This is a genomic window from Peribacillus simplex (assembly GCF_001578185.1).
GTDB classification, from domain to species: domain Bacteria; phylum Bacillota; class Bacilli; order Bacillales; family DSM-1321; genus Peribacillus; species Peribacillus simplex_A.
Genome location: NZ_CP011008.1, coordinates 5,241,284 through 5,265,026 on the forward strand (window position 1 = coordinate 5,241,284; position 23,743 = coordinate 5,265,026).

Sequence of the window (23,743 nt, forward strand, 5' to 3'; positions counted from 1 at the left end):
TTTCATTTAATTTCTTCACCTAATAATCTCGGAAGGTGCACCCAAAACAAAAAGCACCTCCCGTTAAACGGAAGATGCTTGTATGGCAACAATATCATTACGGACTCTTAGGGTCTGCCACACACCTTCCCATCCGCGTAGGTTACAGGTGTACGAATCTTGGCAGGTCTCCTGGCTCATGGTCATCGTCAACGGCACCTTCCCATATCCCATACAGTGGTACACAGCCGTCAGCTCCCAAATACAGTGGCGGGACCGCGCTGGCATTTCACCAGCTTCCCTTTTAAGTCATTAAGACACCAAATCGTTCATATGTATATAATTTTCACTGCCTTCATTATACACCATGTAAGAATCGATTATTATATGATTTTTCTGAACAAGTTTGAAATGCACCGTCCATTTTCAATGATTTGAAGCATTTTCTACCAGCGACGCGAACCCATCGACTGATAATCCAGGTGAAATCCGAACTCGATGCAAGGCATACATCCCTTGGTCCCTTGAAGCTCCTCCAGGTTCAGTAGTGACTGCCATCTTGTATCCAGCTTCTTCTGAAAGCCTGAGACTCTCTTCATTATAACGACCAACTGGATAGGAAAGCACTGTCGTGTCCTGTTGCAGGATACGATCGAACAGATCCTTTGACTGGACCATTTCCGCTTCTTGCTGCTCTGCCGTCATTCGGTTCAGCTCCAAATGGTTTATAGTATGGCTTTCGATCGAAATCCCATTCCCGCTCATCTCCATCATTTGATTTTCAGTCAGGTGATGACCTTTATCGATGGACTTCCCGATCATGAAGACAGTCGCTTTCATATCATGTTCTTTTAGTATATGGAAAGCGTCCGTGTAGTTATCTGTATAGCCATCATCAAAAGTAAGCCAGACACACTTTTCACTCGGCATCCGATTTTCGGTTAAAACGAGAAATGCTTCTTCAGGGGATAATGTATAGTAACCATTTTCCCGAAGCCACGTCATTTGTAATCGGAATTCCTCTTTTGGTACCCGAAGGCCATTGCCTTCAGAAATGCTATGATACATCAATATTGGAAGCTGTACCGCGGACTCGGCCGTTATCCAGTCTCTCGTATCGATTCGTTCAGTATATAATTCGTCCTCCGAATCCTGCCCAGTGTCATTCTCCGCTGCTGCAGCCACTTCAATGTTATCTTCCGTGATAGGCGCAGCCGTCTTTGTGCCTATATCCTCTAAAATCCCTTGTGAGCATGCCGGTAAAATTAAAATCCCCAGCAGCGTCACCATCCATAAAACTCTATAATTCCCCACTATCATTCTCCTAATTTTTTCTAGCATAATAGTACCAGAAAACCAGGAAATAATAAACTATTCCATTTAATGAAGAGTAAGGAAACAGGAGAGCTGAGTGCCCCCTAAGCGTCTAGATGTTTTTTTTCATAATTATTATTGCTATTAACTTGAAAAGTTTGCCTATAAGAAATATAATAAATAAGTCGTCGACTTTTTTATATGTCCCAGTAGCTCAGCAGGATAGAGCGACAGCCTCCTAAGCTGTAGGTCGTAGGTTCGATTCCTATCTGGGACGCTAATTAGAAACAGCCAAAACCTTGTTGTATCAGGTTTTGGCTGTTTTATTTTATTGGTACAGGGTTATTCTTTGTATGATACAAGGTGTGTTTGAGAAAAATCTCCAAGATTATAACACCAATACAGGTTTCTCCTCGGACATTAGCTTGTCCCAATTTTTCGCACCAAAATCCTCTTGCTCTCTTAAGTGTTACTTAATTTAAATCTCGTTCCATAACGATAAAGCAAATATCCAGTTTGGATCACCGTATCCTTGATAACTTTGAACCGCTTCATAGGTTTTCCCCTGGTGTTCTACTCTGTCACCCTTAGTATATGCTTTAAATGAATCCCATTGTTCATAAGATAAGCTCTGCTCTTTTGTAGTTACTGCAAGAGTATCACTTTTAATCGATCCATTTCCTGCTGCATCTATTGCGGTAACTGTGTATTTATATGTTGTATCAGATTTTAAGTTCATGTCCATATATGATGCAATGTCGGATTTGCCGACTGCTGTCATTTGTCCACTTGCTGTTTCCCTGTATACTACATAATGGTCAATTCCTATATTGTCTTCTGATGGGCTCCACATCAAGTTAACACTAGTTGAGGTTTCCCCCATACTATGCAGTCCTTTTGGCTGATTTGGCGCTTCCGTATCCGGTACTTCGTTTCCTGTCTTTGCAACAGCGGATTCACTTTCCTGAGAAACATTTCCTGCTGCATCCACTGCCTTCACTGTATATGTATATTCCGTATCAGCCTGTAATTTCCGATCTGTAAATGTTGTTCCTGGTACTATATCAATTACTTTTCCTTCACGTAATACTTGATACTCTTTCACCTCTACATTATCTGTAGAAGGCTCCCAATTTAATTCCACACTATTTGCTGTAACCTTCACTGCATGTAATTTTTTTGGTTGTGTTGGAGCTTCTGTGTCCGGTTTATCATCATTCATTAAATTAACATCGATAACATTATAAAAAGCATTAGTAGTATTAGCCACATCCCAAACAGCCAAAATCACATGGTATCCGCTACGGTCTGTTGGCACGTTAATTTTATGCGATAGATTATTAGATGCTTCAGAACCGTCATGTTGAATAGTTCCAATTGGTTCAAGATCGGCACGGGTTAGAGGTTTGTTAGAATCCCAACCTTTTTTTGTAATATAATAGTGCCATTTGCTCGTTAGATGCGATTGGGTGTACTTCCATGTGAAAATATTTTCACCGCCAGTGATTGAATTCTTAAACCAGCGATCAGTTTTTTGTTGATCGAGAATTCCGCCAAACTTACCACCGGCTGAAGCAATCACACCATCTGCCGGCCCATTTTCCGGGAATCCTTTAGGGGCCTCTAAACTCTGTGGTTCATACATTATACTTCCACAATTCAAGTTAAGGGCCCCATAAGTTTGGCTGCATAACGCTGCTCGGCTACCGGGTTTTTCGACAAATCCATGTGCACTGGCATCATTAGGTATTAAAGCAGCTCCGATTATGGCTGCGACAAATATACAAGCGCCAGCTCCTGCTTTTCTTTTACTCATTTTTGTAAAATTATTATTCATCGGCATTGGTCCCCTTTTCTATATCCTTGTTATGATGATCAAATTTTCTATGTGCGAGGATTTTGATGCAAAAAGATAAAAAGCTACATTTTGTCAGGGGAATTTTTAAAGATATGAAGTTATAGTCGCATCTATTAAAAAAATTCCACTTTCTGCTTTACCTCCCTTTTTTGAATTCAAATTGTAGTTATCATGATATGTATCGGATAAATCTTTGAAATTGGATGGTAAATAATAATTAAAAATCTAAAATATTACCATTCTTGAACATCCGGTGAACTTTAATTTTAAATGGCACTAATTATTTAAATTAAGAAGATAGCCGGCTTCGTAATGGTAATATATAGAAGAAGGGTTAGGGGGGAGCATTTTATGGAAAAGGTAAATTCCGTTGAGTTAAAGCATTTTTCAGATGAGTATTCCGAAAAACTAAATCATTTTGAACTGCCTGAAGAACAAGGTCTATTTACTGCCTTGCCAAACAAGTTTACAGACGCAACAAAAGGGCAGCATCGCATAGTTATTTTAAGTGATGATGAACCTGTGGGTTTCTTTTTACTGCATTCAACAGATCGCGTAAAAGAATATTCGACTAACCCCAATGCCATGTTGCTGACCGCATTATCAGTTGATTATAAGCAGCAGGGTAAAGGCTATGCAAAACAAGGCATGCTCCTACTGGACGAGTTTGTTAAATCAGAATTTCCTAATTGCGATGAAATTGTATTAGCTGTCAATCATAAGAACATCCCCGCACAAAAGCTGTATGTTAGGGCTGGATTTCATGATACGGGTTTAAGGAAGGTTGGAATTATTGGCGAACAATACATTATGAAATTAACCATTTAATTCATATTCATTTTTTTATTTCGATAAATATCTGCAGAAAAATAATGGATATACATTACAGCTGGTATATAATTACACTTTTTTTAAAAGAAATGTTTGAACCTGTCCTATCCGGGTATACAAATACTGTAAGACATTCTCACCAAAGGAGATGATGTGCACGATGAGTACAATCAGAAGCCAATGGAACAAAGAGAATGACGCAGCGGTGTTTAGTCCCGGTGATCAGCGTTAGAGTCAATTGAAGAGTTAGATGATAATCAAAAAGGGAATTACTAGTCTTCTCACCCAAAGGAGGATACTGATCATGAGTATTTACAGCCTATGGAATCCAGAGAATGATGAAGCAATTTTCAGTCCGGGTGATCAGCAGCCATTCTGTACGCTTACACTAGTGGATTCGGATAAACACAAAAAAAAAGCTGACAAAACACTTGAATATGAATTGCAAGGGACCGTAATGAATGAAATTTAGTCGTGGCCGCGATGTATGGAAAGGGATGGAGCGAATGCTCCATCCCTTTCCACTGTCTTTTTTTATGAATTTCGCCACTTAAGCGGTAATCTCATTGTCAGGAAAGATGGCCCTGCGGAAGCAGAAAACAGCAAGGATTATGCCCACTCTGCCCATACAAATAAACCCCATAAAAAGAGCCCTCACTATAAAGACTAATAGTGAAGGACCCATTTCTTTTATTTATCGAATTTCAGTTTGGCCAAAGCATCCGCTAATGCAGTATTGATCGGCTCTTCTTTATTTTGCTTTTTCATATAATTGGAGACTTCATTTTTTGATACTTTTTGATTTTTATTTTGCCCTCTTCGTTTATTGTAAGAAGAAAGTTTTTCGTGAAAACCGCATTTACATGTGAATGTCTGTGCTTCTCCTTGACCGCGCATTTCCATCTTTTTGTGACATTGTGGACATCTGGCATTTGTTACACGTGAAACACCTTTTTTGTGGCCACATTCACGATCTTGACAGACAAGCATTTTTCCCTTTTTACTATTCACTTCAAGCATCAGCTTGCCGCAATCAGGACATTTCGTTCCTGACACGTTATCATGCTTGAATTTTTGGTCACTATTTTTGATTTCATGAACGATATTTTTAGCGTAGGCGCGCATATCGCCGATGAAAGCCTGCTTTGCTAGCTTTCCTTTTGCAATTGCTGTTAACTTTTGCTCCCATTGAGCTGTCAGTGCTGGAGATCGTAAGTCTTCAGGTGCCAATTGAAGGAGTTGTTTTCCTTTCGAAGTAACATGAAGGCCCTTCCCTCTCTTTTCGATCAGGAAGCTATTGAACAGTTTTTCAATAACGTCAGCACGCGTTGCAACAGTCCCAATTCCGCCAGTTTCCCCCAGAGTCTTGATGAGTTCTTTGCTTTCCCCTGTCATGAAACGAGCAGGATTTTCCATTGCCGAAAGAAGTGAGCCTTCATTGAATGGTTCCGGCGGTTTCGTTTCACCCTCTGTTTGTTTCACAGTCGAAATGGTTAAACTGTCACCTTTTTGAACGTTCGGAAGCAGTTGCTCAGCAATGCCATCTTTAGCTTCTTCCTCATCAAATTGATGATCATAGACTTCCTTCCAGCCTGATTTCAGGACGACCTTCCCTTTTGCCATGAACGTCTCCTGCCCCATTTTCGCGGTTATGGTCGTTTGCTCATATTCAAAAGGCGGCATCAATACGGCAAGGAACCTTTTAACGACCAGATCATAGATTTTCGATTCTTTGTCGCTCAGTTTTCCCGGTAGCGGCGTTTGCTCAGTGGGGATGATTGCATGATGATCCGATACCTTGCTATCATCCACGAACGATTTATTGGCCTTAATCGGACTGCGCAGGATCCTCGATGCATACTGGGCATATGGTTTAATGCTGACGGCCTGTAATCTTTCTCTTAGCGTATCAACTAAATCCGTTGATAAAAAGCGTGAATCCGTCCTTGGGTACGTCAAGACTTTATGGCTTTCATATAAGCGCTGCATGATCGATAATGTCTCTTTCGCCGAATAGCCGAATTTCTTATTGGCGTCCCGTTGAAGTTCCGTTAAATCATATAAAGAAGGGGCAAAACTTTTCTTATGGGCTTTGTTCACTTCCACCACTTCTGCCTTTTTCCCCTTCACGGCTGCTAGAACCTTTTCTGCCTTGGCTTTATCGAATGTGCGTATATCTTTTGATTGGGCATCTTGCCAGATTAGGCGCAAATCGGATTCTGCATTTGCCGAAACGCCATAATATTTCTTAGGCTGGAATTGTTTTATTTCTTCTTCCTTTTTTGCAATCATCGCAAGTGTCGGCGTTTGGACCCGACCGCAGGATAACTGGGCATTGTGCTTGGTTGTAAGGGCGCGTGTCGCGTTCATCCCAACGATCCAGTCCGCTTCCGCTCTGGCCACAGCAGAGGCAAATAGATTTTCATACTCCTTGCCATCCTTCAGCTTTTTAAATCCATCTTTGATCGCTTTATCCGTTACAGAGGAAATCCAAAGCCGCTTGATCGGCTTCTTCACATTCGCTTTTTCGAGAATCCAGCGTGCAACAAGTTCCCCTTCACGGCCTGCATCTGTTGCAATGATGATATCCTTGACATCATTGCGATTCAACTGTGTTTTAACCGATTGAAATTGCTTGCCTGATTGCTTGATCACGACCAATTTCAAAGAATTCGGCAACATGGGCAGGTCCTCAAGGCGCCAAGTTTTATATTTTTCATCATAAGTTTCCGGATCTGCATGTGTCACCAAATGACCTAGAGCCCATGTGACGATATACTGATCGCCTTCAAAAAAACCATTACCCTTTCTCCCGCAATTCAGTACTTTTGCTATATCTCTTCCGACCGAAGGCTTCTCGGCCAGTACGACTGTTTTACTCATAGTAAACATCCTTCCCTTTTAAACTGATTTCTCTATTATCTCACATAATTTATAACAGGGCGATAATGCATAGGCATGGCATCCAAAAACAGGTCCAACAGGTGTCGATCCTATATTCATCATTACGATTTTTCCTGCCAAGGGCTCGATTGTCACCAAAGGGCATATATGTAAATTAATAGATTAGATAGCAATCCCGTGCAGATTTTAGTATGATGAAACGTAGGGATTTTTTCAAATTAATTGGGAGGTTCAATATAAATGAGCTTACTTTCTATAGATAAATTAGCACACAGCTTTGGCGACCGCACCTTATTCAAGGATGTTTCCTTCCGCCTGATGGCCGGCGAACATGTTGGTCTGGTCGGGGCAAATGGTGTCGGAAAGTCAACGATGATGAATATCATTACAGGACAGCTTATCCATGATGATGGCCGGGTGGAATGGACACCTGGTGTCGAATATGGATATCTAGATCAGCATACGATACTTTCTAAAGGTAAATCGATTCGCGACGTCTTAAGGGATGCATACTTACCTTTATTCGAGCAGGAAAAAGCATTGAATGAAGTAACAGAGAAAATGGGGACAGCCACTCCAGAAGAACTTGAAGAACTCTTGGAACAAATGGGTGAAATCCAGGACAAGCTTGAAGCCGGTGGTTTTTACAATCTGGATATTAAAATTGAAGAAGCGGCACGCGGTTTAGGGTTGGATGCAATCGGATTGGACCGTGACGTTTCTGCCCTAAGCGGTGGACAACGGACAAAAGTTTTACTAGCCAAGTTACTTTTGGAACAACCTGAAGTACTGCTCCTTGATGAACCGACGAACTACTTGGATGTAGAGCATATCCGCTGGCTGAGCAGCTACCTAAAGGAATATCCTAATGCTTTCTTATTGATTTCGCATGATACCGAGTTCATGAACGGCGTCGTCGACGTCATTTTCCATCTTGAATTTTCAAAACTGACCCGTTACACTGCAACTTATGAAAAATTCCTTGAGCTTGCCGAATTGAATAAAAATCAGCACATCAATGCCTATGAAAAACAGCGTGAATTCATTAAAAAGCAAGAAGATTTCATTGCAAAAAATAAAGCCCGCTACTCAACGACCGGTCGGGCAAAGAGCCGTCAAAAGCAATTGAATCGCATGGAACGTATCGATCGTCCAGAAACTGCAATGAAACCTACCTTTGACTTTAAAGAATCACGTGCGAGCAGCCGTTATGTATTTGAAGGTGAGGATTTGGAAATTGGATATGACCGCCCATTGCTTCCGAAGTTGTCCATGACAATCGAACGGGGAGAAAAAATTGCCGTGGTCGGCTGTAATGGAGTTGGAAAATCCACTCTTTTAAAAACGATTTTGGGTAAAATTGATCCTCTAGGCGGCAAAAGATCACTTGGCGATTTCCTTTTTTCTTCTTATTTTGAACAGGAAGTCAAAGCAGGCAATACGACGCCGATCGATGAAGTGTGGAATGCATTTCCGCATCTAGACCAACCACAGGTACGTGCCATTCTTGCCCGTGTCGGTCTGAAAAACGAGCACATTACACGTCCAATGAGTCATTTAAGCGGTGGTGAACAATCAAAAGTACGTCTGTGTAAACTTATGCTTACCGAAAGCAATTGGCTGTTATTCGATGAACCGACTAACCATTTGGATGTCGTTGCAAAAGAAGAACTGAAACGTGCATTGAAAGAGTATAAAGGAACGATTGTCCTCGTATGCCATGAACCTGACTTCTATGAAGATTGGGTTACCAAAGTATGGGATGTAGAAGAATGGTCGGCTCAAAATTAATTTTTTTAGGGGATGTCGCAGAACGCGCGGCATCTCCTTTTATTATGAAGTAAATAAAAAGCTGACTGAAAAGACTCATTCAGTCAGCATTATTTCCTTAACACAGCTTAAACTCGTTCCGCCACCAATGTATATGTTTTCGGAAGTCCAATATCGTGGATTTTATGATTCGGTTCTTCCTCGAGTACTTTAATAACAAGCCCTGATTGACCTATTGACGTTATAAGTTCCCCGATTGTCCATTTACGCTGTACAACCCTTGAAAGGCTCCCTTTTTCCTCATCCGGCATATGCTTGGAAAAAGCGACCTCATTATTTTCGATTGCCGGGGCAAAATAGTTTCCTGTTATCTTATGTTTTTTGCCATTCGAAGTAATGAGCTTTGTTGAAATCGGGTGAAATTCATGCAGTACGAATCGGCCTCCGGGTTTCAACATCGATTTAATTTTTTCAAATAACGGCTGGAGATCGATTAAATAGTGAAGCACGCCAAGCTCCATTAAGATCAAATCCTGATTCCCTGATTCATGTTCCGACGGTAATGAAAGCACATCTGAAACAATATACTCGATGGAGACATCGGACCCATTTGCCAGCTCATTTGCAAACGTTGCGTTTTCCTGGGAAAAATCAACAACTTTCACTGTGGCTCCCAATATGGCCATCGCAACTGCTTTGACACCGTTCGACCCCATCAAATGAGTGATTTTTTTACCGGATATGTCCCCCATATATTTATAAAAAGGGTGCAGTCTCCATTTTGGGTTTTGCTTGATTTTCGATGCCAGTTCCGCAGGATTTCCATAACGATTGATAAGCGCTAAGTAATTATTCTGGTTCCACGCCTGTTCATTTTCCGCTGTGAACCCTTTCTGCTCGGCAAATAAGTAAGCATGAATCTCGGCACTGTACCTTCTCATTTCTTCATCGTATAAATAACTGTACAACGACCTGCACCATACCTCCATATCCCCCATCTTTATTGACAAACGATAAGGGTCAGTTTTAATGGTCGTGTTAAACCTGCAGTGGACAGTGACAGAAATCCCCTCGACATCCATTTGAAAAGAGGCAGTCTCAGGACTTTTTTCAGGCTTTGTCGGGGAGTATTCGGAAAAAAGGTCTAATGCCTCATCAAAAAGATCCCATTGTACATCAATGACGATGTTCTCATAATTATCAATATCCACTCCTTGCACGAACAGAGCAGGTCGACCTGTATATTGATAAGGAATATTAGCTTGTTCCAACATGTTCCCCATTAATGTGATTGTATGATAATAACTTGCCTTCATATGAACCTCCTAGACATCAAAAGAGCATTACAATTATTCTTCTATAGCAAATTTCAAACCGGTACTCGTAATGGCTATCAGCTCTTCATCATGGCGGTCAATGCCATAAACGAGTAATGTAACAAGCATATATATTGCTCTGAACCTGGCTAAGCTCTCCGTTTCTTTTTCGATTTCACCATAGATTTCAAAAAAGCCTCGGCGCGCTTCTCTTGGGAAATAACTATATAAAAAGGATAAATCAATGGCAGGGTTTCCGATATGCACATCTCCCCAATCAATGATACCTGTAAGAACGCCTTCGTCATCAAGTAAAACATTTCGGATATGAATGTCTCCGTGAACGAGTGAACTCGGTTGCGGAGCACCCAACTCGCCTAGCCCTCCAACAAAATCTTTAACCGCATCAGCTTGTTCAAAGTATCCTAGCTTTATTAGATTTGAGACATTTTCCATTAGCGACTTCTTGCGATAGGATACATCAAGCCTCATCATCCCATCAGGCTGTACACCTAAATGCTTAGCCCTTTCCACAGGGAAACGGTGAACAACTTTCAAAAAATGGGCAAATCTTTTTGCCGATTCAGCCTTCTTTGCTTTTGTTCCTTCTACAGGCAAGTGTCCCTTTACCATTTTATAACCGGTAAAAGGATAAGGATATAGTGTACTTGGTTTCCCAAAAAAGATTGGTTCAGGGATATCAAGCGGAAAAGTCCCTGCAATTGAAGGCAAAAGCTGATTTTCCAACTGAATCAACGTAACTGCAATAGGGCGGCGAGGGAAACGGAATACAAATTGCCCATTGATTTGTATGACCGTATTATCGAACCCCTCCCCAAGCTGCTTGATCTCTTTCAACTCAATTTCCGGAAACTGCAGCATGATCAATTTTCCTGCAAGCTCCAACGAAACTGGATATTCTGCCAACCAAGGCTTTTCCACTCCAGTCTCCCCCTTTTACCGGTTTCTCCCTCTATTGGGGCTGCTGCCTGACCCACCCCTAAGATTACTTGGCCCTTGTGCACTGTTTGCTCTACGGCTGTCTCTTTGATCTCCTCGTGGATTGTCACGCTTTAGTCCACGGCTGTCTTCCGATCGGCCTCCCCGTGAATCTTCACGTTTGGGTCCGCGGCTGTTTTCCATCCGGCCTCCCCGCGAATCCTCACGTTTGGGTCCGCGGCTGTTTTCCATCCGGCCTCCCCGCGAATCCTCACGTTTAGGTCCGCGGCTGTTTTCCATCCGGCCTCCCCGTGAATCCTCACGTTTAGGTCCGCGGCTGTTTTCCATCCGGCCTCCCCGTGAATCCTCACGTTTAGGTCCGCGGCTGTTTTCCATCCGGGCTCCCCGTGGTTTCTCCCTCTCGATTTCACGATTGTCCGCTTGATTTACAGAACGGTGACTGCCTCGATTCGGTCCTCTCGTATCTATCCGTTCCCGATGGCGCCTTCCCCCTCCTGAATGCGGTCGGCGGGTACCCACTTCAGCATTATCATCATAACGTTTCTTTTTTTGTCCCACCTCATCAGGTTGGAACATTTTCACTCCTTCAATCGTCTTTCTTTCGATTTTCATGGAGATCCCTTTTTCTATATCGCTTAAAAGCTGAAGATCCTTCGTGGCAATGAAGGTTACAGCCAAGCCATTCTCACCCGCTCGTCCTGTACGGCCAATTCGATGGATGTAACTTTCAGCGTCCTCGGGAACATCATAATTGAATACATGTGTCACACCTTCTACATCAAGTCCTCGTGCAGCAACGTCCGTTGCCACTAAATATTGAAGCTTGGCATCCCTGAAGTTTTTCATGACGCGTTCCCGCTTTGCCTGTGAAAGGTCCCCATGGAGTTCTTCAGAATTGAATCCGGCTGCCTTGAGGGCATCATTCAAAACTGAAACGCGACGTTTTGTACGGCAAAATATGATCGCCAGGTATGGCTGTTCTTCTTTAATTATGTTAATTAATGAAGACTGTTTGGCACGATCGGTCGTTTCGATGACAAGCTGTCTGATTTGCTCGACCGTTACTTGCTCAGCCTTCACAGCGGCGGTTAATGGTTTATTCATGTAGCGCTTAGCCAATTGATGCACTTGTTCTGGCATCGTCGCTGAAAAGAGCAACGTTTGGCGCTCCTCTGGAAGCTGACCCATGATTTCTTCCACTTCTGGTAAAAATCCAATATGGAGCATTTGATCAGCTTCATCCAGCACAAGTGTTTGAGTTTGGGAAAGGTCAATGGTGCCCCTTCTTAAATGATCTAATAACCTGCCTGGTGTGGCAACCACCACAGAAATATTTCTTGTCAGCTTTTTCATTTGCTGCTCGACATCCTGTCCGCCATAAACTGCAAGCACCTGAAGTCCTTCGATTTCATTGGCGAATTTTTTCAATTCGGCTGTGATTTGCAAAGCCAATTCTCTGGTTGGCGTGACGATCAGAGATTGTATGTGGGATGCAGCAGGATCGACTTTTTCCAGGATTGGCAGCAAAAACGCCAAGGTCTTCCCCGTTCCCGTCTGCGCCTTCGCGATGACATCTCTTCCAGCAAGGATATCCGGTATCGATTTCTCCTGTATGGGGGTGGGGTTGGATATTCCTATTTGCTTTAATATCATGTTAATCGCCGGGCTGACGCCAAGGTCGATGAATTTTGTCATGTATTTGCCTACTTTCTGAATTTCTTCATTTTATTGACTGTTAAACCAACTTCAGTAAATTGGTACACTTCCTTCACTAAAGGTCATTTTTCTTAGTCTAAGCTATTTGTTAGTATATCATTATCTATTTTCGAGAAAACCTGTCACTTAAAATTTTTCATGCTATTGTACTTTAGTTATTTTTCTAATATAATTTATAAGGTTTTATTATCCATACTATCGAGCTGCTTACTTGAAAAAGGGTAAGCATCTTATCCTTGTAGAGTTTTGCAAGGATTTTTTTTATATAAAAAAGGAGTGACCGCATGTTTAAATTAAAAGAACGGAATTCAAATATTAAGACCGAAGTACTTGCGGGGCTTACAACCTTTTTAACACTGGCTTATATCATCGTTGTAAACCCAATGATCCTTTCTGATGCCGGAGTTCCTTTCGACCAGGCATTCACAGCAACCATAATCGCAATAATAGTCGGTACCCTATGCATGGCCCTTTTAGCCAATTACCCAATTATCATAGCACCGGCCATGGGATTGAATGCTTATTTTGCATACTCGGTACTGGGAACCCATGATATCTCATACACAGTTGCCTTTTCGGCAGTCTTTGTTACCGGTATCATCTTTATCCTTTTATCACTTACCTCTTTCCGCTCAAAATTGATTGAGGCCATCCCCAATAACTTAAAGCATGCAATCAGTGCCGGAATCGGACTTTTCATCACCTTTATCGGACTTCGCTTGTCAGGTGTCGTAACACAGCATGAATCCAACCTAGTCACCCTTGGAAGCTTCAGGGACCCTAGTGTGGCACTTACATTGGTTGGTCTGGTCATTACGATCGTGCTGATCGTACGTAATGTACAGGGTGCGATATTCATCGGGATGATCGTGACTGCCATAATCGCTTTTTTTACAGGCCAATTGGAAGTGGATGGTCTTGTTTCCACTCCTACATTACCTGAAGGGATAATAGTCGCCAATCCAATCACATCTATCGCGGATGTCATTAACTACGGGCTTTATGGCGTCGTCTTCTCCATTTTACTTGTGATGTTATTCGATACGACAGGTGCTTTATTAGGCATTGTTCGTCAAGCCGGATTGTTGAAGAATAATAAGCTTGAAAAATCCGGCAGTGCTTTTTTTGCAGACTCCATCGGCACTACCGTTGGTGCCATGTTCGGTACAAGCCCGACCGCAGCCTCAGTTGAATCTTCAGCTGGGGTAGGAGCAGGCGGCAAGACAGGCTTAACCGCGTTAGTTGTGGCCATCCTGTTCTTAATAACTGCCTTCTTCAGTCCACTGATAGGGGCTGTTTCAAATGTAGCGGCAATCACGGCACCAAGCTTGATCATCGTGGGTAGTATGATGATCAAAAGCATTAATGAAATTGACTGGACACACTTTGATGAGTCATTCCCAGCCTTTTTGGTCATTGTCGCCATGCCGTTAACGTCAAGCATCGCAAACGGGATAGCACTTGGATTCATCGCCTATCCCATTTTAAAAATGGCTAGAGGCAAGTTCCGTGAAGTGCATCCGTTCGTGTACGTGTTTGCTATTCTATTCCTCTATCAACTGATTTTCCTAGCTTGATCATTTCAAGAGGACCCCCCTGTGGTTTCTCTTTTTTTAACCAGCTCTCCAATAAAAAGAAGGATATCCAACTTTTCGTCAGATATCCTCCTATATATTACTGGTTCATTTGATCAAGAAAATCACCCAGGAGATCATCAAGATTTTCCTCTTCTTGTTCGGGTTCTTCCACTTGTTGTTCGGGTTCTTCCAAACTCCAATCAAAATCATCCAGATCTCTCTTAGGCAAGTCTTCCTTGACCCCCTCCACTTCCTTTTCTTCAAGCTCAACTTGCATATATTCCTCATTCGATCCATTACTGTTCAAAGAGGCAAGCAAGGCCGTAGCGCGTAAAGGATCGGATAAAAGGTTGTACATAATCGTTCCAAGCATAGCTTCTGAGTGGGAATGCTTGAGCCAATCACGCTGAGATTTGCTTAGCTTGTTCGGCATGGGCAGGGCAATCATTTCCCGATCCTGATGGGTGGATTGCCCGACTCCATCGAGAACATACTCGGCAATTTTACTGGAAAAATTCCTTCTTTCCGTTTCCTTCAATTTCTGCAGCTGTCTTAACGTATAGTCTGATACATCCGAAGGGATACGAAAAGTGATGGCTTGCCCTCTTTTAATTTCAGAAGAAGCTGTTTTTTTCATTCTCTCACCTATTTAATGGAACCCGTTCTTTGTTCTTTCTTCTTTTGCTGGGACTGATTCTGTTCCTTTGCATTCCGGCGTTTAAAATCCGAAATCAATTTATAATAGGCGTTTGCCATCATCCAAACGCTTTCCCGCTCATCTTCGAAAAAGTCTATATTGTAGCCATCGAAATTTTGATTCAATGTTTTCAAGTAATCTTTCAGGACAATTGATCCCCCGCCTACGAAATAGCAGATTTCCGTTTGGGAATTTTTTTGCCATACATTGCGCAGGTGGCGATATTGCTTTTTGGCCAGTTCTCCCAAAATACGGTCAACGATATCATGGACACTAGTCCGGCTTCCGCGAACCATAATATGATTGCGATCATTTTTCTTCGTGATGATTTCAACGACGTCGCGTCTGCTATCCAGCTCGACACCATGTTTCTTCCTGATTTCTTCACGAATCGATTCAAGGGCTTCAGCTACTCCCAAATTGAATCCTTGAGCTTTGTCATCGTCAACTTTACGGTTTTTAATGACCGCGATATCTGTCGATAATCCACCGATATCCTGAATGAGTATTCTTCTATCTATTAATTCACGGTTAATGATATTCAAATCTTTATCCATGACCAAATTTATGTATGCAGCGAAGCCTTCTGGATAGACTTTCACTTCATCGAATTTGATATTAACCTTAATGCCTTGGTATTTAGGAGTAATTAAAAATTCCACCTGGTGGACTGAACCAAGTAATTTCGAGCGGTACCCGACGTCTTTACCTTCTTTAACCTCCCGAAGTGGCAAACCTGTTCCAAGCGTATAGTTGGCTTCCACAACATTATTCACTTTTTTGAATGTATCGTTGTCCCCCAACTTGGCAGCGTCTAATGCAAGAGCCGCAAAAAGCATGACTAATGTTTGATCTTCTTCCGATTTACTGCTTCCTAAATCCAGTTCTGTAGGATTATCACTTTTTGTCGCCAAGTTCCCAACGCGATAAATCGCATTATTGTCTTGCAGAGCCGGTGAATGGACCCTAATATGAATCCCTTCCAATGGGTTTTTTTCATTAAGTTCCTCAATCCCAATGACCGGACGGTCCTCTATGTCTTTTGCAATGACATTCGGTATATATAGTTCAGACTCTAGCTTTCCAAAAATAGCTTTGATAGCATCATTTCCTACGTCTACTGCTGCGATTCTAGAACTCATCTAAAAACATCCCCTTTTTAATAGAAAAAAAATAGTGAAGCATTCCCTTTAAGGATAGAAAAGGTTTCCACGATAGTCAATCCTTCATTAGTAATAGCTAGATTTGTCGAATTGTTTTCAAATTGTTTACAATAGGAACAAATATGTATACACCTTATATATAGCTATGTGTACGCATTTGCACACAGGTATACGTTTTTGTACACAAACCTTATATTGTATTTTTAATTGATCTTTCCCCTTACAAAAATAAGCGTATAAATAGTGAATTTGGTTGTGGTAATAAATGGGCGATTCATTAATGAACTGTACAGAGGTATTCAAATGATTGAGAAAAATACAGAAACCTCCAAATTTAGGAACCTTATTGGCGCAGTCCGTTAACTTTCCCTTCTTTTTCTAAACTAGATACAGATATAACCGCTGACGTCTTAATTGCAGGCGGCGGAATTACAAGGATTACTCAGCTAAACAAGGTATTAAAGTTACACTGATTGATGCTGGCGAAATCCTTAATGGAACAACGGGACGGGACACACCACAGCATGGCCTGATTTACGACCAGTTGATCACCGAACATGGAGAAGAGAAGGCCAAACTCTATTATGAAGCTAATGCAGATGGAATGAAATTAATCAAAGACTTGGTAGAAGAACATTCCATTGAATGTAATTTGACTGCAATGGATACCTATATTCACGCGAATACTGATGAATATAAAAGTAAAATTCAAAAAGAACTAAAAGCCTATCGAAACTAGCCATTCGCGAGGATTATGCAGAAGAAATGCCTTTCTGCTTGTAAATCTTCTATGATCCAAGCACAAGTTTCACCCCTTTAAGATATTTAACGGCCCTCCTCTCCACGATTCTTGAAGCTGCAAAAGTTATCCCGATAGTCATTCCTTCATTAGTTGTAGCTATATTTGTCGAATTGTTTTCAATAGAAAAAATATGTATATAACTTATATATAGCCATGTGTACATGATTGTAAACACGAATACATATTTGTGTACAATAAAACTATTTTTGTTTACATGTATACACATTTGTAAACAAACCAAATAATGTATTTTTCTGAATCTTCCTCTTACAAAAAATAGGGGTATAAATAGTGGATTTGGGTATGGTAATAAATGGACAATTCACTAATGAACTGTATGGAGGTATTCAAATGACTGATAAAAATACAAACCTTCCTCAATTTCCGGAACCCTATTGGCGCAGTGCGTTAACTTTCCCTTCGTTTTCTAAACTAGATAAAGATATAACCACTGATGTTTTAATAGTAGGCGGCGGAATAACTGGAATCACTTCAGCTTATCTATTGGCTAAACAAGGCATTAAAGTCACCCTGATTGAGGCAGGCGAAATCCTTACTGGAACAACCGGACACACTACAGCAAAAATAACAGCCCAGCATGGACTGATTTATGACCAGTTGATCACCGAACATGGAGAAGAGAAGGCCAAACTCTATTATGAAGCGAATGTAGATGGAATGAAATTAATCAAAGACTTGGTAGAAGAACATTCCATTGAATGTAATTTGACTGCACAGGATGCCTATGTTTACGCGAACACTGATGAATATAAAAGCAAAGTCCAAAATGAACTGAAAGCCTATCAAAAGCTTGGCATTCGGGGGGATTATGCAGAGAGTATCCCTTTCTCCATTCCTTGTAAAGCTGCAGTGATAATGAAAGATCAAGCACAGTTCCATCCGTTAAAATATTTAACTGCCCTCATCTCCAAGATTCTTGAAGCTGGAGGGACAATCTATGAACGGACAACGGCCATGAAGATTGAAGACGGCGACCCTCCGACCGTTCAAACCGATACTGGATATACAATCAAAAGCAATCAGGTAATCGTTGCCTCCCACTTCCCTTTCAATGATGAAACGGGCTTATACTTTGCCCGTGTTTATGTAAAAAGGTCCTATGTACTTGGAATTAAGACTGATCAGGAATATCCAGGTGGGATGTATTACAGTGCAGACAACCCTACCCGATCCCTTCGCTATACGGAATTGGAAAATGGGGAAAAACTTATACTTGTCGGCGGGGAAGGCCATAAAACAGGCCAGGGAATCTCGACTATCGAGCATTATGAGGCCTTAAAGGACTTCAGTTCCCAATATTTCGATGTTACGGATATTCCATATCGCTGGTCGGCACAAGATATTATGTCACCGGATAATATCCCCTTCGTCGGTCCAGTGACATCCAATCATCAAAACGTTCTAATTGCAACGGGTTATGCAAAATGGGGTATGACGAATGGATCGATTGCCGCTAAAATCTTGACTGACCATATTTTGCAAAGGGATAACCGGTATGCAGAATTGTATGCCCCTTCCCGTTTAAAAGGCTTGAAGAATATAGTTCAAGTTAATGCTGATGTAGCGAAACATTTGATAAAAGGCAAATTGGCCACCATTCTTAAAACGCCAGAAGACTTAGGCATTGATGAAGGGGCAATCGTGAAGGTCAATGGAGACAAGGCTGGGTGCTACCGAGATCATGATGGTCAGCTGCATATTGTCGATTCCACATGTACCCATATGGGGTGTGAGGTTGCATGGAACAGCGGCGACCGTACCTGGGACTGCCCATGCCATTCCTCCCGTTACTCTATAACCGGGGAAGTATTAAATGGTCCTGCCGTCGAACCATTGAAAAAAATACGCTAATGGACAATGTTAGTAATAGTCGACTGGGTTCGCCGTTTTCCTTATACTGAAGTTATGCATGATTGAATGATTGCAAATAACTCTGAAAAGGATTGAATTGAACATGAACGGTAAAAATCGGAAAGACATTACCCCTGGTGCCTCAGTGGACATTATACTTAAAGCAGATCAACGCAGCGGAAAACTGACAAGCGGAACTGTAAAGGATATTTTAACCAACTCCAGCAGTCACCCTCATGGAATTAAAGTAAGATTGACTGATGGCCAGGTTGGCAGGGTTCAAGTCATTCATAAGTAAAGCGCACTCGGTCCAGGCCGAGTGTTTTTTTTGTATATCTTAAGCTTGAAGATATTCTTGAAGATATTATAGAAATTTTTTATGGGTTTTTCGACGGTATCGATAAAGATGGAGATATTTCAATCATGTTTCCCGTTCATACTTCGTACAATAGGGTTGAGATCTCATTAAAAAGGCTGGTGTCAACATGAATCAAGAATATAATGCCCCCGATAGGGATTATTACCGCAATGATGAACATACATTAAGAGTTTCCGGCTCAGAGACGCTTCAAGCTGCCCCGGATCAAGCCATAATCACCCTTGGAGTCATAACAGAGGATAAGGACCCGCAAAAGGCCCAGCAGGCCAATTCCCAAGCAATCGCGAATGTCATCGCATCACTTAAATCCGCTGGCATACCCGAAGAGCAATTGAAAACGAGTGATTATAGAATCGATCCACAATATGATTATATCGACGGAAAGGAATTGTTCAAGAACTATAAAGTCCAGCACATGATCCAAGCCCAAACGACAGACATCGAAAAAATAGGCAGCATTATCGACACGGCAGTCAGAAGCGGTGCCAATTCGATCACAAGCATCCGCTTTTCCTTATCCAATCCAGAAGCATATTATAACCGGGCACTTTCGCTCGCTTTAAAAAAGGCATACGAAAAGGCACTCTCCATGGCTCGAACAATAGGAATCTCATTGAATCCAATCCCTAATCAAGTTGACGAAGTATCAGAAACCACGACGCCCATCCATTTCCAAACGAGCACCTTTTCAAAAATGGCATCCACCCCGATCCAGCCTGGAGAATTGAATATCACCGCCTCAGTCAGGGTGGTGTACACGTATTAAACATTTCATTATCCAATCCATGCTAAAAACCCCCTTGGCAAACCAAGGGGGATCTTCACTTTAAAAGACTACCGTTTTATTTTCATGAACGAGGACGCGGTCCTCCAAATGCCATTTAACTGCACGGGCCAGCACTCTGCGTTCAGCTGAACGACCGATTTTCTTCATATCCCCTGCTGAATCGCGATGGTCCACACGTTCAATATCCTGCTCGATGATTGGACCTTCATCCAAATCATTCGTCACATAATGGGAAGTCGCCCCAATCAGCTTAACACCTCTATCATAAGCTCTTTCATAAGGCCGGGCACCAATGAAGGCAGGTAAAAATGAATGATGTATATTGATGATTTTGTTTGGATGGGCAGCTACGAAATCCGGCGTCAATATCTGCATATACCTAGCTAATACAATTAGGTCCACATTGAACTCTTCCAAAAGTCCAAGCTGTTTTGTCTCAACTTCCTTACGTATATCCTTATTTGCAGGAATATAATAAAAAGGGATACCCATCGATTCGACAATTTGCCTGGTATCTTCATGATTACTTATGACTAGCGCAATATCAGCTAATAAATCCCCGCTTTGCCATTCCCATAGCAATTCCAGAAGACAATGCGGTTCCTTGGAAACGAAGATTGCCGTCCTCTTCAAATCACTCACATGGTTAAATGTCCATTGCATTGAGAATGTTGTCGAAACTTCCTGAAATGCAAGTTGCATATCCTTTGCCTTATCCTTTAATCCTGGACAATCGAATTCAATCCTGGTGAAAAAGGTACCGCCCTCAGGATTCATCGAATACTGGCTCAATTCAACAATATTTGCATCATATTCTTTAAGAAAGGCTGTAACTGTTGAAACAATTCCTGGCTGGTCCGGACATTTTATAATTAAGCGGCCTCTATCTTGATTTTTTTCGCGAAATTCCTGTAATTGATCTTGCACAAAGTTGCTTACCATTTTCCCAACTGCCCTTCTTCTATTTTGCTATATTATACTTCACTTCATAGGCAAAATTAAAGTCAGTCAACAAATTCGATTTTGTTTGCAGACAATACGAAGCTTTTTTCGTTATCCTCACAGTTTTATCTCATTTCCTTTCATTTCATTTCAATAGAAACGGTTTTCAACCATTTTTCTCTTTCGATAGGGATTAAACCTTCATCCTGAATTGTTCTATATTCATTTCTAGAGTTGAATCTAGTCGAAATCTCTTACCCTATTAAATAATTATTGTCATTTTTTCAGGAAATTACCGGTAATTTAGGAGGAAATGAAGGCAATGGCCGAGAACCTTTAAGAAGTGCATAGTGAAGGGATTCATGAATGAAATGTCAGCATGATCTGGGCACCCTTTTTTATTTCAGTTTTATTTTCCCTAGTGAATGAGGTTATTTCACTACCTCATAAGGGTATAGACCATTCTATTAGTTTTTTCAAAGGGGGAAATGAAATTATCATGAAATCATCAGTTACATTCATGCTATCCATTCTGGTTATTCTTGGTCTTCTGTCCGGCTGTGCTGAAAAAGACCAGCTAGAGGATGGGAGTAAGCTGATCAATAAGGAACAGTTTGTATTCGCTGCCTCAGGCGAATTCAAGCCATTCAGTTATGTCAATGATGACATGACCGTAACAGGATTCGATATTGAAGTTGGCGATGCAATAGCCAAAGAACTCGGCCTAGAGCCAGTACCTAAACGGATAAAATTCAAAGGTATAGTAGAAGGTGTCAAAACCGGTCGGGCAGATGCCGCGGTTGCCAGTCATACAATTAATGAACAACGAAGTAAACATGTTGCCTTCTCCACCCCTTATTACTACTCAGGTCCTCAAATTTTCGTCCGCTCAGATAGCGATATTAAAACGGTCGAAGATTTAAAGGGAAAGGAAGTTGCGGCTTCTAAAGGCTCCACTTACGCAACCACAGCCGAAAAGTATACAACCAATGTAAAAACCTATGATAGTGATATCACCGCCCTGAAAGCATTGAGCGGAGGACGTCATGATGCCGTCATCACCGACTTTGTAACCGGCAAGGAAGCGACCAAGGAAGGTTTCGACATCAAAGGACGACAATTGATAGAACGAAGCGAGCAGGCCATCGTACTGCCTAACGACAACCCACAGCTGCTTGCACGCATCAACGAAGCACTTGAAAACCTCCGGGAAGATGGAACTCTTGCGAAAATCAGTAAAAAGTACTTTGGTGAGGATATCACAACTAAGCCTGAATAAAGATTGATAGAAAGGGAGTCATTACATTGCCAAGTTTCTCACATTTTTTTGATACATTATTTAGCTCCTCGGACGTATTCATCCGAGCCATGCTCCTAACATTGGAACTGACGGTAGTCTCCATATTGGTGGGAATCATCATTGGGCTGTTATTTGCACTTTTAAAAATATCAAATATAAAAATTCTTGCATGGATTTCAGATACATATGTATTCCTGGTACGGGGTACACCGCTTATCGTACAGATTTTCATACTCTATTTCGGTATCAGCAATCTCTTCTTACTACCGGACTTCTGGGCGGCGTCACTTGCCCTGGCCTTCCATAATGGAGCTTATATCTCTGAAATTTTACGTGGTACGATCCAATCCATCGACAAAGGCCAAATGGAGGCCGGACGCTCCCTTGGCATGAGCAATTCGCTCACATTAAGAAGAATCATCTTACCTCAAGCCTTCCGTCGTGCATTGCCGCCGCTAGGCAACCAATTCATCATCGGTCTGAAGGATTCATCACTGGCAGCCTTCATATCCATGAATGAGCTGTTTAACGTAGCCACTACGTTAGGTTCCAACAATTTCGATGAAATGACTTATTTATTGATTGTAGCGGTCTACTACTTGATTCTAGTGGCATTCCTGACCATTATCGTCAATTTATTCGAAAAGAAACTGTCCATTAGTGATCGATAGGGGGAATTGAAATGGAACAAAAAGAAATGATTCGCATTAGGAATTTAAATAAATCTTATGGAAACCTACATGTACTCAAAGATATCGATATGAAGGTGTTGGATAGCGATGTTGTCTGTCTGATCGGACCAAGCGGTTCCGGAAAAAGCACACTTCTCCGCTGCTTGAATTATTTGGAGAAGAAGGACAGCGGGCAAATCCTTATTGAAGGAACGGAAATCAAACCTGGTACACATGATATTAATAAAATCCGCGAGAAAGTCGGAATGGTTTTTCAGCATTTCTATCTCTTCCCGCATATGACCGTACTTGAAAATGTCATCGAAGCACCGACTCACGTCAAAAAGATCCCTAAGGCCCAGGCTATTGAAGAAGCAAAAGCATTGCTTGCCAAAGTCGGTTTATCAGATAAAGCGGATGTTTATCCAAGCAAGCTCTCAGGTGGTCAGAAACAGCGTGTTGCCATAGCCCGCGCCCTTGCCATGAAACCTGATATCCTACTCTTTGATGAGCCCACCTCCGCTCTGGATCCCGAACTTGTCGGGGAGGTTCTTGCTACGATGAAGGAACTTGCCTTGGAAGGGATGACAATGGTAGTCGTTACACATGAAATGAGCTTTGCACGTGAAGTTGGGGATTGGATTGTCTTCATGCATAATGGACGGGTTGTCGAAAGCGGCCCGCCAAAAGAATTCTTCACCAATCCAAAAGAAGAGCGTACAAAAGAATTCCTGCAAACGACAGTCTTTTGATTTGGCGGGAAGAATTCGTCCTTCACTGCCGATAATCCGGCCTTGAGCCCGGACATCATTATAAGCAGTACAGGCGTGAATTCCTGTATTGCTTATTTTGCATGTAAAACCCGTTCATTTTTTCTTTATTTGCCAGTTAGCTAGTTCTTCATT

General features: G+C 41.8%; 20 protein-coding genes, 1 tRNA gene and 1 riboswitch. Of the genes, 12 read left to right on the forward strand and 9 right to left on the reverse strand.

Going from position 1 to position 23,743, the window contains the following annotated elements; all coding sequences use genetic code 11:
* Nucleotides 1-144: 144 nt before the first annotated feature.
* A riboswitch (cobalamin riboswitch) is annotated at nt 145-319 on the reverse strand.
* Between the two features lie 86 nt (nt 320-405).
* Nucleotides 406-1,308 (reverse strand): polysaccharide deacetylase family protein, encoded by a 903-nt coding sequence (locus UP17_RS24610; protein ID WP_434218704.1) that lies wholly within the window; start codon nt 1,306-1,308, stop codon nt 406-408.
* A 188-nt stretch (nt 1,309-1,496) separates the two neighbouring features.
* Between UP17_RS24610 and UP17_RS24615 the strand changes: the two genes are divergently transcribed.
* Nucleotides 1,497-1,570, forward strand: a tRNA-Arg gene (locus UP17_RS24615).
* A gap of 201 nt (nt 1,571-1,771) precedes the next feature.
* On the opposite strand, the gene UP17_RS24620 is transcribed toward UP17_RS24615, so the two are convergent.
* Nucleotides 1,772-3,130 (reverse strand): lytic polysaccharide monooxygenase, encoded by a 1,359-nt coding sequence (locus UP17_RS24620; protein WP_081108960.1) that lies wholly within the window; start codon nt 3,128-3,130, stop codon nt 1,772-1,774.
* Between the two features lie 372 nt (nt 3,131-3,502).
* On the opposite strand from UP17_RS24620, the gene UP17_RS24625 reads away from it, so the two are divergent.
* A complete protein-coding gene (locus UP17_RS24625) occupies nt 3,503-3,979 on the forward strand; it encodes a GNAT family N-acetyltransferase (protein WP_061465842.1) in 477 nt (158 codons plus the stop codon).
* A 307-nt stretch (nt 3,980-4,286) separates the two neighbouring features.
* Entirely contained in the window at nt 4,287-4,454 is a 168-nt protein-coding gene (locus UP17_RS28080; protein WP_155727498.1) for a hypothetical protein, read from the forward strand.
* A gap of 218 nt (nt 4,455-4,672) precedes the next feature.
* Here UP17_RS28080 and UP17_RS24635 read toward each other — a convergent pair whose 3' ends face one another.
* Nucleotides 4,673-6,865 (reverse strand): DNA topoisomerase III, encoded by a 2,193-nt coding sequence (locus UP17_RS24635; RefSeq protein WP_061465846.1) that lies wholly within the window; start codon nt 6,863-6,865, stop codon nt 4,673-4,675.
* Between the two features lie 261 nt (nt 6,866-7,126).
* On the opposite strand from UP17_RS24635, the gene UP17_RS24640 reads away from it, so the two are divergent.
* The gene (locus UP17_RS24640) at nt 7,127-8,677 is read left to right on the forward strand and encodes an ABC-F family ATP-binding cassette domain-containing protein (protein ID WP_061465848.1); all 1,551 of its coding nucleotides are present in this window, start codon (nt 7,127-7,129) and stop codon (nt 8,675-8,677) included.
* 107 nt (nt 8,678-8,784) lie between these two features.
* On the opposite strand, the gene UP17_RS24645 is transcribed toward UP17_RS24640, so the two are convergent.
* Genes UP17_RS24645 through UP17_RS24655 form a run of 3 tightly spaced genes read right to left on the reverse strand, consistent with a single transcriptional unit; the run spans nt 8,785 to nt 12,627 of the window.
* Nucleotides 8,785-9,972: a class I SAM-dependent methyltransferase gene (locus tag UP17_RS24645; protein WP_250211730.1), complete on the reverse strand. Its 1,188-nt coding sequence runs from the start codon at nt 9,970-9,972 to the stop codon at nt 8,785-8,787.
* A 33-nt stretch (nt 9,973-10,005) separates the two neighbouring features.
* Entirely contained in the window at nt 10,006-10,914 is a 909-nt protein-coding gene (locus UP17_RS24650) for a phosphotransferase (protein WP_061465850.1), read from the reverse strand.
* A gap of 15 nt (nt 10,915-10,929) precedes the next feature.
* A complete protein-coding gene (locus UP17_RS24655; RefSeq protein WP_081108961.1) occupies nt 10,930-12,627 on the reverse strand; it encodes a DEAD/DEAH box helicase in 1,698 nt (565 codons plus the stop codon).
* Nucleotides 12,628-12,932: 305 nt separating this feature from the next.
* On the opposite strand from UP17_RS24655, the gene UP17_RS24660 reads away from it, so the two are divergent.
* Entirely contained in the window at nt 12,933-14,225 is a 1,293-nt protein-coding gene (locus UP17_RS24660; protein WP_061465852.1) for an NCS2 family permease, read from the forward strand.
* Nucleotides 14,226-14,322: 97 nt separating this feature from the next.
* On the opposite strand, the gene UP17_RS24665 is transcribed toward UP17_RS24660, so the two are convergent.
* Nucleotides 14,323-14,862: a hypothetical protein gene (locus tag UP17_RS24665; protein ID WP_061465853.1), complete on the reverse strand. Its 540-nt coding sequence runs from the start codon at nt 14,860-14,862 to the stop codon at nt 14,323-14,325.
* An 8-nt stretch (nt 14,863-14,870) separates the two neighbouring features.
* Entirely contained in the window at nt 14,871-16,064 is a 1,194-nt protein-coding gene (locus UP17_RS24670) for a ParM/StbA family protein (RefSeq protein WP_061465855.1), read from the reverse strand.
* A gap of 478 nt (nt 16,065-16,542) precedes the next feature.
* On the opposite strand from UP17_RS24670, the gene UP17_RS24675 reads away from it, so the two are divergent.
* The 4 genes from UP17_RS24675 (at nt 16,543) to UP17_RS24695 (ending at nt 19,904) form a co-directional block, all read left to right on the forward strand.
* Nucleotides 16,543-16,824 carry an FAD-dependent oxidoreductase gene (locus UP17_RS24675; RefSeq protein WP_155727500.1) on the forward strand — a complete coding sequence of 94 codons (282 nt, stop codon included), beginning with the start codon at nt 16,543-16,545 and terminating at the stop codon, nt 16,822-16,824.
* Between the two features lie 414 nt (nt 16,825-17,238).
* On the forward strand, nt 17,239-18,759 hold the full coding sequence (locus UP17_RS24685; RefSeq protein ID WP_061466331.1) for an FAD-dependent oxidoreductase: 1,521 nt from the start codon (nt 17,239-17,241) through the stop codon (nt 18,757-18,759).
* A gap of 103 nt (nt 18,760-18,862) precedes the next feature.
* The gene (locus UP17_RS24690; protein WP_061465859.1) at nt 18,863-19,057 is read left to right on the forward strand and encodes a YwbE family protein; all 195 of its coding nucleotides are present in this window, start codon (nt 18,863-18,865) and stop codon (nt 19,055-19,057) included.
* A 187-nt stretch (nt 19,058-19,244) separates the two neighbouring features.
* Nucleotides 19,245-19,904, forward strand: a complete 660-nt coding sequence (locus UP17_RS24695) for an SIMPL domain-containing protein (RefSeq protein ID WP_061465861.1) — start codon at nt 19,245-19,247, stop codon at nt 19,902-19,904.
* Between the two features lie 60 nt (nt 19,905-19,964).
* On the opposite strand, the gene purU is transcribed toward UP17_RS24695, so the two are convergent.
* Nucleotides 19,965-20,867: a formyltetrahydrofolate deformylase gene (purU, locus tag UP17_RS24700; protein ID WP_061465863.1), complete on the reverse strand. Its 903-nt coding sequence runs from the start codon at nt 20,865-20,867 to the stop codon at nt 19,965-19,967.
* 499 nt (nt 20,868-21,366) lie between these two features.
* Here purU and UP17_RS24705 point away from each other — a divergent pair, with 499 nt between their 5' ends.
* From UP17_RS24705 to UP17_RS24715, 3 genes are read left to right on the forward strand one after another with little or no spacing between them, the layout of a single operon-like run.
* Complete coding sequence (locus tag UP17_RS24705; RefSeq protein WP_061465865.1) at nt 21,367-22,146, forward strand: transporter substrate-binding domain-containing protein; 780 nt, start codon at nt 21,367-21,369, stop codon at nt 22,144-22,146.
* A gap of 26 nt (nt 22,147-22,172) precedes the next feature.
* Nucleotides 22,173-22,838, forward strand: coding sequence for an amino acid ABC transporter permease (locus UP17_RS24710; RefSeq protein WP_061465866.1), 666 nt, complete (start codon nt 22,173-22,175; stop codon nt 22,836-22,838).
* 11 nt (nt 22,839-22,849) lie between these two features.
* Nucleotides 22,850-23,590, forward strand: coding sequence for an amino acid ABC transporter ATP-binding protein (locus tag UP17_RS24715; protein ID WP_061465868.1), 741 nt, complete (start codon nt 22,850-22,852; stop codon nt 23,588-23,590).
* Nucleotides 23,591-23,743: the final 153 nt, after the last annotated feature.

What these genes read in the sequence shown, in the direction of transcription:
- UP17_RS24620 (WP_081108960.1), bottom strand. Translation starts at nt 3,130, where the DNA reads ATGAATAATAATTTTACAAAAATGAGTAAAAGAAAAGCAGGAGCTGGC.
- UP17_RS24625 (WP_061465842.1), top strand. Translation starts at nt 3,503, where the DNA reads ATGGAAAAGGTAAATTCCGTTGAGTTAAAGCATTTTTCAGATGAGTAT.
- UP17_RS28080 (WP_155727498.1), top strand. Translation starts at nt 4,287, where the DNA reads ATGAGTATTTACAGCCTATGGAATCCAGAGAATGATGAAGCAATTTTC.
- UP17_RS24635 (WP_061465846.1), bottom strand. Translation starts at nt 6,865, where the DNA reads ATGAGTAAAACAGTCGTACTGGCCGAGAAGCCTTCGGTCGGAAGAGAT.
- UP17_RS24640 (WP_061465848.1), top strand. Translation starts at nt 7,127, where the DNA reads ATGAGCTTACTTTCTATAGATAAATTAGCACACAGCTTTGGCGACCGC.
- UP17_RS24645 (WP_250211730.1), bottom strand. Translation starts at nt 9,972, where the DNA reads ATGAAGGCAAGTTATTATCATACAATCACATTAATGGGGAACATGTTG.
- UP17_RS24655 (WP_081108961.1), bottom strand. Translation starts at nt 12,627, where the DNA reads ATGACAAAATTCATCGACCTTGGCGTCAGCCCGGCGATTAACATGATA.
- UP17_RS24660 (WP_061465852.1), top strand. Translation starts at nt 12,933, where the DNA reads ATGTTTAAATTAAAAGAACGGAATTCAAATATTAAGACCGAAGTACTT.
- UP17_RS24665 (WP_061465853.1), bottom strand. Translation starts at nt 14,862, where the DNA reads ATGAAAAAAACAGCTTCTTCTGAAATTAAAAGAGGGCAAGCCATCACT.
- UP17_RS24670 (WP_061465855.1), bottom strand. Translation starts at nt 16,064, where the DNA reads ATGAGTTCTAGAATCGCAGCAGTAGACGTAGGAAATGATGCTATCAAA.
- UP17_RS24685 (WP_061466331.1), top strand. Translation starts at nt 17,239, where the DNA reads ATGACTGATAAAAATACAAACCTTCCTCAATTTCCGGAACCCTATTGG.
- UP17_RS24690 (WP_061465859.1), top strand. Translation starts at nt 18,863, where the DNA reads ATGAACGGTAAAAATCGGAAAGACATTACCCCTGGTGCCTCAGTGGAC.
- UP17_RS24695 (WP_061465861.1), top strand. Translation starts at nt 19,245, where the DNA reads ATGAATCAAGAATATAATGCCCCCGATAGGGATTATTACCGCAATGAT.
- purU (WP_061465863.1), bottom strand. Translation starts at nt 20,867, where the DNA reads ATGGTAAGCAACTTTGTGCAAGATCAATTACAGGAATTTCGCGAAAAA.
- UP17_RS24705 (WP_061465865.1), top strand. Translation starts at nt 21,367, where the DNA reads ATGAAATCATCAGTTACATTCATGCTATCCATTCTGGTTATTCTTGGT.
- UP17_RS24715 (WP_061465868.1), top strand. Translation starts at nt 22,850, where the DNA reads ATGGAACAAAAAGAAATGATTCGCATTAGGAATTTAAATAAATCTTAT.